We start from the raw sequence: 6,300 nt of genomic DNA, 5'->3' as shown, positions 1-6,300 counted from the left end.
CCGCCACCGTCGAGAAAATGTAGAAAACAGTGTTGGAAAGAGGCGGTGTGGAATGGCAATATGCATAGGGCTAATATCAGTCAATCACATCAGCTTTTGAAAACAGCCCCAATACCTCTCCACTGTCCATAGATGCGAATTGGTCATAACTGCTCGCAAATTCCCACATAGCTCCAGCAAGATAAGATAGTTTTTCACTAACCGAGAACTTAGTGTTCCCAGCGAAATAGATATAAGCCTCGTACAAAGCGTCTGGATAACCTTTTGTTGTATCCAGAGGGTTACTCTTATCAAATTCATAGTTACATTCAAAGAACTTCACTGGTAAACCATATTCTTCTGGTAAATCAACCTTAACCATGACCTTGTATAAGCCATTAACTCCCTCTTCCACATTAGTCACACAAATGATCGATCTGAAGTAACTGACGATATTACCCGGTTCTGTTTCTTCTGTTCGGTACATAAAGCTGTTACCTGCAACTATATCCCAATCGATATAATTGTCATCTGTGTGCTCGATTTCCCAACCGAAAGAATCAATATCAAAACGTCCTGTCTCTTTTAGTAGCTGTGATGAAATGGTTTTCAGCTCCGACTGTACGTTTAACACGTAGTGTTTAGTGGTCATAATTATCCCCTTTTTAATTTGAATGCTTCGCCACTAGGCTTGAATGTATCCAAGCCCAGAAGCGTTGATTTAAAGATGTAATATGTTGTGTTCGATGCTTTTCTAAAAGCACCGTTAAGGCTGAGTAGGAAAATGTAATTTAGAGGTGGTGTCAGCCAAGAAATGCAGATGTAGCCGCATCAGATTCAGCTTGCGTCATCTCGTGCCATTTAGAGACTGAGTCAAATTTGCTTGTTATGCGTTCATGTTCTTCCATCAACTGATCCATCTCGCTTTCATTCAGCGGGTCAAAATCATCGTCCATGTCAGCAGGATCTATTTCTGGGAGTTCTTCAACAAAGCTGTTAACTTCTATCGGAGCTGATTCTGGATACGTCAGCGGCTCAGAGAACGATGGTTCGTGAGCGGTTATGTCTTCGACATTCTGAGCTTTCTCGATTGCACGAAGAGTTAGCTTACGTCCGTTAGTACCTCGTGTGCCACCAGAGATAACCTCAACACCATGTTTTTCTAACTGCTCTTTCATACGGTTAAGCTTGGTACTTAAAGCTGACGCATTCTGAGGCCAGTTGCTTGGTAGACGGCGCATTTCTGACATGATGGCACTATGTAGCATTTTATGAACCTGCGTTGGACCGCCAGTAAAAAGTTTCTCCTGCTGAACGATAGTTATAATGCTCGCCAACAACTCATCATGTTCTAAAGCCTGCATATTCAGGGCTTCTTCCTGCGCTTTATTTACACCCTGCTGGACTGATTGATCGGTAATACCCAATACAGTTTCGAAGGCTGCTAGAAATGTATTGAAGTCACCACCTCGGAACTTAGCAATAGATGAAACATCGTCCAACATTGCCATAGCTTTTGCGGTCATACTGAGCAGCCACGACTGGGCATACGGGAGGATTGCACTTAGCTTTTGGTATATCTCTGTGTCACTGGCATAGGTAATTCGTGGTTTACCCGCTTTGATGAATATTGAACGAGTGCATAAATCGTATTGTTTAGGGAACTTAATCGCCGTTAATATCATTGGTTGGTGGAGGAGCGTTTCGACCAAATCTACATTCGTATAGAGTTTACGACCATCAACGGTGCCACCCGTTGCCACACTACACATACCATTGGCCAACTCGTCACTAATGCGACCACAGTTATCGAAACACAACATGTAGTTGTGCGAAGCGGTAGCAATAAGATCGCGAATATCTTTAGGCTGAGTCTTCACTTTCGTTCCATTTAGTCCCAGTAGCATAGCGACTAAGCGGGCGACTGTCGTTTTACCAGAGCCAGCATTCCCATGAAGGTAAAGAATCGGATAAGTAAGTCCGTCCGCTCTCGGGTGACTTAATATAAAACCTGCGTACGCCATGATGGCTACAAACTGGCCATAGCTTAGATTGCTGAAGAGTTCTTGAAGTTTAGACGGTATATCTTGTTGCTCCCAGCCGGATACATATTGGAGGTGTCCATTATTTGGGGCGTAACGGAAGGTGATATCTGTTTCTTTATCGCTAAGCAGAACTTCACCGCCAGCTAGAACCAATCCTCGACCGTCGCTACTACGAGCATCGAGCGCAACACCTTTACTTTTGTTGTCAACGTCGATGTAAGCATTGAAGATGTTCACATCTGCATCTGCATCTGCCCCTTCCAAAACCGCGTCTAGGCTGACAGTTTCCAGAGCTTTCTCTACACTTTTTACCGTTAAACCTTTTACGCCTGCAGCGCGCGCAGCTTTAGCCACAACCGCCTGACTAATTTGACCGTTTAGAGACGTGCTGTAATTTGTTGTACCACCAGCCACGACAAGAACTGGCGTAGAATTGTCGAGCGCAACCGCAGCATTGGGAAGGTTTTGCATAGCTTGTGCAAGGCTGTCACCGAGCTTACCTTCGTTCTCTTTTAATGCTTGTGTCAACATCACCTTAAGGTGACTCTCCACTAGTTGAAAAGGTGTTTTCGGTCCAGTTTTGTTTTTACTGCTTTTAGTTCGAATACTTAATGCCATGATTAATCTCCTGTTTACTTGTTGGTTAGTAGTTATTGATTACGTGGTATTCGCAATCACACCGTAGGCGGTAGCCTTTTCCGAGCACTTCCTCAGACACATCCGCCATCGCCTTTTCTGCTAAGGCATATGTCTCTAAATCTGTTGCATGAGTCTGGACACCGATACAGTCATGAATTGCAAAAATGAGTGGAATATTGATCTGCTCTAGCTTGATGCAGAGCTTACGCAGCATGTAACTACACACTGCCTGGACATAGAAATTTCGGATTGTTGTAACTCTCGTGTCGGCGGCGACGGTTCTTCGAAATCCGTAGACTTCTGCGAAACCTTGTTTCATCGCTTCCTTCACTTTTTCATCGAGATACGCATCGACTTTCTTGAAAATGACACGTAATTCCCGATCCCAGATTGCCGCCACTGTCGGGCTGACACCGAACTTCTTAGCTATGCCACGCGAAGTGATACCGTACAGATGGGCGATACACAGGCGTTTAAAATGCACTCTGTCTAGCTCAGTGAAAGCTTGAGATCGTGATTGCAGCTCTAGGTACAAGTCTCCGTTTTGATAGGCAGACCACAGTGCATGGTCGCCAGCCAATGCCGCGAGTGATGCTGGCTCCTGAGAACAGTAGTCCAACACAAATATCTGGTCGCCCTTTTTGGGGTGAAGCAGATGATTGCGTATAGTTTTTGATAGGTAGTTGAATGATGATCCCTTAGGTGCTTCTCTACCTGTCGAAGATCCGAACGGGTTAGGCCATTCGTGGTGTTTACCCCGGAAATCAACTTGCAGGCGTAATATATTTTTGTATCTCGTATACATCATCGAAAAGTACATTCGCTGGGCGAGATCTACTTTTACGTCTTTCAGTTTGCTCCGCTCTGTTACCAATGTCCCATCTGGATTTCTCGGCCAGAGTGTGAGTTCCGGCCCAGAAAGAAAGAACGCTGGATCACCTATTACCTGAATTCGATTCTCATCGTCGATGCTAATAAGCCCCATACCGATTAGGTGCTGAAGATTTGCTTCACCTGTTTCTAGGCTTCGCTGGTACTTCATCAATCTACCGAGATGGATAGGTATGCCTCTCTGGTAACGTCGAACGCAACTTCTTATATACGCATTGTCTTCATCACCATTCAGCACGTCCGAATCTTTAATCAATTCATCCAGTTTTCTAATAAGAAAATCTGGCGGTGGCTCACAGGTCTTATATTGGCTGAGGTATTCATCCAGACGCTTAGCTTTCGCTTTGTTCCTCAATGGGCTGCACGCCAATATATGTTTTGCTTTTGCTAGAACTGTTCCGGAACGAAACAGTTCCATTGCTCTGATTTCGTTTAGCACACAGAGTCCTCACTTATCTAAAGTTCAACACTATTTCCTCTCACTTTGAGTTATCCAAATTTTTAAAGAACACAAGATACCTTTCGAAAAGTATCCTAAAAAAGATATCATGAGAAAAAAGATTACAGAGCACCTCAGGATGTGTAAAAAATATCTTTAAATTTGATTTTTCTAAATAGAGAGTTAAAATAAGAAAACAAAACAGGCCGGTTAACGCCTGACGGCAGGACTAAAATGGAGGGTGGAATGAATACCTTTAAGCTAGGAAACCACACAAGCATATCTACTGTGATCGCAGAATTTGTTAAGCAACTTAGGTTATTTGGGGCTGATTATGTCCGATCAGGTTTCGATGTTAGTAAAGCTGACCCATCCCCAGAAAATCAGGAAAAAGTGGCCAAGGCTCTAAAAATCACCAAAGCCGCCTACTCAAAAATCGAAAATGGTGATGTCGCAATCTCCATTTACCACCTTAGCCAACTCTGCACGGGCTATGGCATATCTCTCGGCGAACTAATGTCCTGCGTCGATAAAAAAGTCGAACAGTTAGAAAGCAAGGGCGTTAACGTTATCAACGCGAAATTAGAACTCCGTCTCGATTACTTAAGATGGAACGCTAAGGTTAATGAGAAAGCGGAAGCAAACCTGAACAAAGCCAAAAAAGAGTTGAAGAGAACATATACCTTGTACTCAACCGAACAACGCGAATCTCTATGGCAAGAATGTCGCGAGAAAGCCTTAGCCGAACTAGAAAAAAAGTATGATTTAAGTGAAGCAATATCTGCTCAAGAAGAATCTCAGCAGAAAAGAAACTATCAGTGAGGCGGTGATCCTTATATATACACCCTGTTTTCCCGTGGGGGCTGTCTCTGTCGTCGCTGTCGAGTTGCTCCCCTAAAAAAGCAGAGGGTTCTCCCCTGCTTCTCTGGTGTTCAGTCATCTATAACCTCATCGGCGACAACACCAATTATGAAGCCAGCTATACCACCTGCTAAAGCACCGTAGGCCCCATAGTACCTAGCTCCGAGAGCTGCACCTATTTTAGCCGCACGAATACCTGTGTTCTTTTTTGATTGGGATGATGATTGTGAAAAGGTTCTGCTTTGCATGTTTGCTCCTTTGGGTAGTAAAGAAGGGCAATACCGCTCGATATCACCCTTAACGATTTAATACCCCAGCTTACTTAACTGAATCGCATAGATGATTTGCGAAGCTACGAGTCATCATCTGACTTTGGTACTGGTTATTTAGCTTCAATGTATTGAGCCAGAACTCATCCCCATCAACTTCGAATTGCATAAATGCTTTCTGCTCTTGATTGCGGAAATTCACATCACCTTCAATATCCACGAAGATTCGACCCGATTTGGTTTTACCTGATTTCCAAGTTTCATTGGTGAATGCTGAGTCGATCATGTCCCCTATTACGTAAGGGCAACCATCTGGGCTGCCTTCTTTAATTGTCTGGATTGCATCATCTGTATCCGAACTAAATAGACCTGCTGATGCACCAAAGCTAGCTAGAACTAACGCACTGATTAGTAGTTTTTTCATTACTACATTTCCTTATTAGATTTACTGATTGAAGAATTTGATAGTGATTGCTGTCGGTGTCGTCGGTACGACGTCAACGACGATAAATGGAAGGGTTATTTTGTTTTCTTATCTGCGAGCGCTAACAGCTCTGCTTTTAGCTGTTGGTATTCGTCGCCTAGTACGTGAAGATAAATTGATGATTCGGACTTTTGGGCTAGACCTAAGTCTCTAACTATTGAGGCGCAAAACCCTAGGTTATTAGCTGAACCTGTGGGATATAGGGATTTATAGACCTGACTTTTCCATGGGGTGTCACCTTGAGATTCGATCAACTGGAATAGTTCGTTAAGTGGAACCCAGTGTTTTGAATGCAATCCTGCCCCGCCACTTTGTCCCGCAATACGAAAGTAGAGTTGATCATCTTCACTGTTTTGAGCAATCTCGTAGAGCACCATTCCTTGGGCCTTCGCTCCTAGTTTGGGTGCTTCACCTGTTTTGAGAATGGTAGAGAATGGATTGTCTTCTGGTGTGGTTCTAGATGTATCAACTTCTGAATTCTTCCTGCTATTTTTGGCTTGGTTCATAGAAATTCCTTTATATGTCGAACTGGAAAGAAGAATACTCTCACCGGACTAATCCAGTAAAAGTTATTACAATTCAATAATATAAATTCGATTTTCAGCTTAATACGACTAAGAGTTTTTCCTGTCTTTTCCGGTACCGTTCCTGTCTTTCCACCCAAACTTAACCCCATTTTCTCGACGGTGGCGG

At 43.5% G+C, this 6,300-nt stretch carries 8 protein-coding genes; 1 reads left to right on the top strand and 7 read right to left on the bottom strand.

What is annotated here, in order from left to right:
• Window positions 1–76: 76 nt before the first annotated feature.
• From OU793_RS23125 to OU793_RS23115, 3 genes are all read right to left on the bottom strand, one after another.
• Window positions 77–631: a hypothetical protein gene (locus OU793_RS23125; RefSeq protein WP_140071395.1), complete on the bottom strand. Its 555-nt coding sequence runs from the start codon at window positions 629–631 to the stop codon at window positions 77–79.
• A gap of 151 nt (window positions 632–782) precedes the next feature.
• Window positions 783–2,642, bottom strand: a complete 1,860-nt coding sequence (locus OU793_RS23120; RefSeq protein WP_159404186.1) for a hypothetical protein — start codon at window positions 2,640–2,642, stop codon at window positions 783–785.
• A gap of 25 nt (window positions 2,643–2,667) precedes the next feature.
• The gene (locus OU793_RS23115) at window positions 2,668–3,972 is read right to left on the bottom strand and encodes a DNA polymerase (protein ID WP_159404187.1); all 1,305 of its coding nucleotides are present in this window, start codon (window positions 3,970–3,972) and stop codon (window positions 2,668–2,670) included.
• 267 nt (window positions 3,973–4,239) lie between these two features.
• On the opposite strand from OU793_RS23115, the gene OU793_RS23110 reads away from it, so the two are divergent.
• Entirely contained in the window at window positions 4,240–4,815 is a 576-nt protein-coding gene (locus OU793_RS23110; protein ID WP_072847712.1) for a helix-turn-helix domain-containing protein, read from the top strand.
• Between the two features lie 110 nt (window positions 4,816–4,925).
• On the opposite strand, the gene OU793_RS23105 is transcribed toward OU793_RS23110, so the two are convergent.
• The 4 genes from OU793_RS23105 to OU793_RS23090 all read right to left on the bottom strand — a co-directional run.
• Window positions 4,926–5,102: a hypothetical protein gene (locus tag OU793_RS23105; RefSeq protein ID WP_180757881.1), complete on the bottom strand. Its 177-nt coding sequence runs from the start codon at window positions 5,100–5,102 to the stop codon at window positions 4,926–4,928.
• 70 nt (window positions 5,103–5,172) lie between these two features.
• Window positions 5,173–5,547, bottom strand: a complete 375-nt coding sequence (locus tag OU793_RS23100) for a hypothetical protein (RefSeq protein WP_025536544.1) — start codon at window positions 5,545–5,547, stop codon at window positions 5,173–5,175.
• 95 nt (window positions 5,548–5,642) lie between these two features.
• Window positions 5,643–6,113: a hypothetical protein gene (locus OU793_RS23095; protein ID WP_140106964.1), complete on the bottom strand. Its 471-nt coding sequence runs from the start codon at window positions 6,111–6,113 to the stop codon at window positions 5,643–5,645.
• Window positions 6,110–6,300 (bottom strand): hypothetical protein (locus OU793_RS23090; protein ID WP_274647854.1); only part of this gene is annotated, 191 nt, incomplete at its 5' end. The genes OU793_RS23090 and OU793_RS23095, both read right to left, overlap by 4 nt.

This window comes from Vibrio sp. VP6, assembly GCF_028823755.1.
Taxonomy (GTDB): domain Bacteria; phylum Pseudomonadota; class Gammaproteobacteria; order Enterobacterales; family Vibrionaceae; genus Vibrio; species Vibrio parahaemolyticus.
The sequence above is the reverse complement of the archived record's forward strand: the minus strand, read 5'-3'. Positions and strand labels throughout refer to the sequence as shown.